This window comes from Corynebacterium nasorum (assembly GCF_030229765.1).
Taxonomy (GTDB): domain Bacteria; phylum Actinomycetota; class Actinomycetes; order Mycobacteriales; family Mycobacteriaceae; genus Corynebacterium; species Corynebacterium kefirresidentii.
This window is the reverse complement of the sequence record NZ_JASPGY010000017.1, coordinates 1-4,670: the sequence shown is the minus strand read 5'-3', so window position 1 is coordinate 4,670 and position 4,670 is coordinate 1. Positions and strand designations below refer to the sequence as shown.

5 protein-coding genes are annotated in these 4,670 nt (G+C 57.3%); 3 read left to right on the top strand and 2 right to left on the bottom strand.

Annotated features, from left to right (window positions below):
- Positions 1 to 75: 75 nt before the first annotated feature.
- On the top strand, positions 76 to 366 hold the full coding sequence (locus QP904_RS11660) for a GNAT family N-acetyltransferase (protein ID WP_023019851.1): 291 nt from the start codon (positions 76 to 78) through the stop codon (positions 364 to 366).
- A gap of 40 nt (positions 367 to 406) precedes the next feature.
- Here the strand turns inward: QP904_RS11660 and epsC are convergent, their stop codons facing one another.
- Positions 407 to 970, bottom strand: coding sequence for a serine O-acetyltransferase EpsC (gene epsC / locus QP904_RS11655; protein ID WP_034655513.1), 564 nt, complete (start codon positions 968 to 970; stop codon positions 407 to 409).
- A gap of 70 nt (positions 971 to 1,040) precedes the next feature.
- Entirely contained in the window at positions 1,041 to 1,976 is a 936-nt protein-coding gene (gene cysK / locus QP904_RS11650) for a cysteine synthase A (RefSeq protein ID WP_248100211.1), read from the bottom strand.
- A 265-nt stretch (positions 1,977 to 2,241) separates the two neighbouring features.
- Here cysK and ramA point away from each other — a divergent pair, with 265 nt between their 5' ends.
- Entirely contained in the window at positions 2,242 to 3,081 is an 840-nt protein-coding gene (gene ramA / locus QP904_RS11645; protein ID WP_005325834.1) for an acetate metabolism transcriptional regulator RamA, read from the top strand.
- Positions 3,082 to 3,102: 21 nt separating this feature from the next.
- Entirely contained in the window at positions 3,103 to 4,371 is a 1,269-nt protein-coding gene (murA, locus tag QP904_RS11640; protein ID WP_023019848.1) for a UDP-N-acetylglucosamine 1-carboxyvinyltransferase, read from the top strand.
- Positions 4,372 to 4,670 lie beyond the last annotated feature (299 nt).

Sequence of the window (4,670 nt, the reverse complement as noted above, 5' to 3'; positions counted from 1 at the left end):
GCATATACTTTCCGGAAACCTACAGGTCAATCCGTGAAAATCCGCGATTCCGGACACACTTTTTGACCCTTAACCCTGGAACACGCTATTGCACACCAGACCGATAAATCCCGTTACGTCCTCACCGTGGACGGTACTGAGGCGGGTGCTTGCTACTACGTAGACGCGGGCGATACCCGCGAGTTCAACCACACGGTCATCAAGGATGCTTTTCGCGGCCAAGGACTGTCTGCGCCGTTGATTAAGGCTGCGCTTGATGATGCCCGGGGCGTCGGCAAGCAAGTCATCGCTTCCTGCTCCGCCGTGGCGCACTTTATAGAAAAGAATCCCGAATACCGCGACCTGCTACGCCCAGAAGGCATATAAAAAGCGGCCCACAAGTGCCTGTGGGCCGCTGGGAGAGAATTTAGATGTAGTAGTCGGGGTCGACCAGTTTGATGCGCTCATTTGGATTGCGTGGGCGGTTCTTGGCCGGGATGCCCACCGCGATATGTTCGGCGGGCACGTCCTTCGTCACTACGGCATTGGCGCCAATGGCCGATCCCTCACCGATCGTGATGGGGCCGAGTACCTTAGCGCCTGCGCCGATGACTACATTGTCCTCGATGGTGGGGTGGCGCTTAGTCTGAGTGAGTACCTGGCCACCGAGGGTGACACCGTGGTAAAGCATGACGCCATCGCCAATCTCGGCGGTTTCACCGATGACGATGCCCATGCCGTGGTCAATAAAGAAGCGGCGACCGATAGTGGCGCCCGGGTGGATTTCCACGCCGGTAAAGAAGCGGTTAATTTGCGCTAATATGCGCGCGGGCCCGCGTAGGCCGCGCTTCCACATCCAGTGCGAAATGCGATGAGACCACACCGCGTGGAGGCCGGAGTACACTATTGCATTTTCGACGTCGCCGCGAGCGGCTGGATCGTGATCTCTTGCATTCGCTAAGTCTTCACGGATGTAGCTCATAATGTTCATGCTCACATAGTACTGGCATAAAAAAGGCACCCGCCAAGGTTGGCGGGTGCTTTTATTCATCCGAAGTGATTTAAGCCTCGCGGATGTCCTCGAAGAGGATGGTGGAGACGTAGCGCTCACCGAAGTCCGGTAGGACAACCACGATGGTCTTGCCCTCAAACTCTGGGCGCTCTGCCAGCTTCAAAGCTGCAGAGACGTTAGCGCCGGCGGAAATGCCTACCAGCAGGCCTTCCTGGGTGGCCAAGTCGCGGGAGGCCTTAATGGACTCCTCGGTGGTGGCGGGAAAGACTTCGTCGAGAAGCTCGCGGTCAAGTACCTCAGGAACGAAGTTGGCGCCGATGCCCTGGATCTTGTGCGGGCCAGCGTGGCCTTCAGATAGGACAGGGGAGTCGGACGGCTCGACGGCGGCCAAGTGCAGGTCCGGATTCTTGGACTTGAGGAAGCGACCCACACCGGTAACGGTGCCGCCGGTGCCTACACCAGCAACGAAGGCATCAACCTTGCCCTCGGCGTCTTCCCAGATCTCCGGGCCGGTGGTCTCCTCGTGCATCTTCGGGTTTGCCTCGTTGGCGAACTGTGCAGCCAGGATAGCGTTGTCGTTCTCGGCGACGATTTCATTCGCCTTGTCGACGGCGCCCTGCATGCCCGCCGCGCCTGGGGTCAGTACAATCTCTGCGCCATAGGCGCGCAGCAGCACCTTGCGCTCGTTGGACATGGTCTCCGGCATGGTCAAGATGACCTTGTAGCCCAAAGTGGCGCCGGCCAGAGCTAGGGCAATGCCGGTATTGCCGGACGTGGCTTCCACGATGGTGCCGCCCGGCTTGAGCTGACCAGACTTCTCAGCGGCCTCAACGATGGCCTTGCCGATGCGGTCTTTCACGGAGTTAGCGGGGTTAAAAGATTCAACCTTGGCAAGCACGGTTGCACCCTTGCCCTCGGTAAGACGGTTTAGGCGGACCAGCGGGGTGCCGCCGATGGTTTCCATAATGTTGTTGTAGACAGCCATTGTATTGACTCCTTTGGGAATCGGATTTGGATTCAAATCGTGTACAACGCAAGGGTACACTACACAAGTAGACCGGTCAGTATATAAATTCTAGACCGGGCATTCGGGCATTCCATGTGGGATTACAACACCGGATAAGCCAGGGGCGATTTCGAATTACCCCCACATGCTGTCTATACTTCCACTCAGTTGCCCGCTGGCCCCCAAATTCCCGGGGGGAAGACGGGTACACCTGCTTGGTTACCCCCGACGAGGAAAGAGTCTCATGGAGTCGCATCGCCTCAAAGATGATGAAGAATCCGTACGCGCGGCGTTATCGTCCCTGAAAACCGCTACAGGTATTCCGGTGACGATGTATGCCACGCTGCTGCCAGACAATCGCTTGCAGATTACGCAGTGGGTGGGCCTACGTACCCCAGCGCTGCAGAATCTGATCATTGACTCAGGCGTTGGTGTGGGTGGGCGAGTGGTGAGCACTCGCCGCGCGGTAGGCGTCTCCGATTACACCCGTGCTACTACCATTTCGCACGAGAATGATCGCGTAATCCAAGACGAGGGCCTGCACTCCATCGTGGCTGTGCCCGTTACGGTCCAGCGCGAAATCCGCGGCGTCCTCTACGTGGGAGTGCATTCACCAGTTCGCCTGGGCGACAAGGTCATTGAAGAAGTGACGATGACCGCGCGCACTCTTGAGCAGGACCTAGCTGTAAATTCCGCGATGCGCCGCGCCGATGGGTCTAAAGGCGGAGCCGCCCGCGGCCACGTTATGAACGGTGCTGAGTGGGAACAGGTACGCTCCACCCACTCCAAGCTGCGCATGCTGGCTAACCGCGTGGAAGACGAGGAGCTGCGCAAGGAACTGGAGACGCTATGTGACCAGATGGTTTCTCCGGTGCGCGTGAAGCAATCCACCAAGCTCTCCGCCCGCGAGCTCGACGTTCTCTCTTGTGTGGCCCTGGGCCACACCAACGTGGAAGCGGCTGAGGAAATGGGAATCGGCGCAGAAACTGTGAAGTCTTATCTGCGCTCGGTAATGCGTAAACTCGGTGCGCACACCCGCTACGAGGCGGTCAATGCCGCCCGTCGCATCGGCGCGTTGCCTTAAGAACCGGTAGCGTAGGCAGTTGTGAAAGATCAGTTTATTGTTTCCGGCGGTGCCCGCTTAGAGGGCACCGTCAAAGTAGATGGCGCAAAAAATAGCGTCTTAAAGCTCATGGCCGCATCCTTGCTGGCGGAGGGCACTACGACGCTGACCAACTGCCCAGAAATTCTGGACGTCCCCCTGATGAAGAAGGTCCTCGAGGGGCTCGGTTGCGAGGTAGTTATCGAGGGCTCTGAAGTCCGGATTACTACTCCTGCGCAGCCACAATCTAATGCGGACTTTGATGCAGTCCGCCAGTTCCGCGCCTCCGTTTGTGTGCTCGGACCCCTGACCTCCCGCTGTGGTCATGCCAAGGTAGCGCTGCCCGGCGGCGACGCGATTGGTTCCCGCCCGCTAGACATGCACCAGACGGGCCTGGAAAAGCTGGGCGCTACCACTCGTATTGAGCACGGTGCCGTCGTGGCAGAAGCCACCCACCTACGTGGCGCGAATATTCGCCTTGATTTCCCGTCAGTGGGTGCAACCGAAAACATCCTCACCGCCGCGGTTCTCGCTGAGGGGGAAACCGTTCTGCATAATGCGGCTCGTGAGCCCGAAATCGTCGATCTGTGCACCATGCTCAAATCCATGGGTGCCGATATCGAAGGTGAAGGAAGCTCGGTGGTGACTATCCGGGGCGTCGATAAGCTGCAGCCCACCCAGCACGAGGTTATCGGTGACCGCATCGTGGCAGGTACATGGGCATATGCCGCCGCCATGACCCAGGGGGACATCACGGTGGGCGGTATCTCACCGCGCCACCTGCACCTGCCACTGGAAAAGCTGAAGTCCGCCGGTGCCGAACTGGAAACCTATGAGAACGGCTTCCGCGTACGCATGGATCAGCGCCCGCAGTCGGTGGACTATCAGACCCTGCCATTTCCGGGGTTCCCTACTGATTTGCAGCCTATGGCCATTGGCATCTCCGCCATTGCGGACGGAACGACGGTCATTACAGAGAATGTCTTTGAATCCCGCTTCCGTTTTGTAGATGAAATGCTGCGCCTGGGTGCCGACGCCCAGGTTGACGGCCACCATGTAGTAGTCCGTGGCAAAGAGCGGCTGTCTTCTACTCACGTATGGAGCTCCGATATCCGCGCAGGTGCGGGCTTGGTGCTTTCTGCGTTGTGTGCGGATGAGACCACTACGGTTCACGATGTTTTCCACATCGACCGCGGTTATCCGAATTTTGTAGAAAACCTGCAGCGTCTCGGCGCCACGATCGAAAGAACTCAAGAAGAAGAGCTCTTTTAACGACGTCCTCAGTACACAGTTTTCCGTAGTGTGCTGGGGATTTGTGTTGTTTGGTTGTGGTGGGCTAGATTAATCCAAGTCGCCGAGAGGTAGCCGGGAGGTTACTTGATGGTGACATTTTGTACGGACTTGGTTCGATGATTTGACTTTGTTCTTTGAGTTGAGTAAGTTTGTACGGGCTGCCGATGAGAGGTTAACGGGAAGTTAATTTTTTGTTGGTTAGTGGTGATGTTTGAGAACTCAATAGTGTGCCAATGTACTTTTTATTTTTTGTGTGCATGGTTGTGTGTTGATTGGTT

What these genes read in the sequence shown, in the direction of transcription:
- epsC (WP_034655513.1), bottom strand. Translation starts at nt 970, where the DNA reads ATGAACATTATGAGCTACATCCGTGAAGACTTAGCGAATGCAAGAGAT.
- ramA (WP_005325834.1), top strand. Translation starts at nt 2,242, where the DNA reads ATGGAGTCGCATCGCCTCAAAGATGATGAAGAATCCGTACGCGCGGCG.
- cysK (WP_248100211.1), bottom strand. Translation starts at nt 1,976, where the DNA reads ATGGCTGTCTACAACAACATTATGGAAACCATCGGCGGCACCCCGCTG.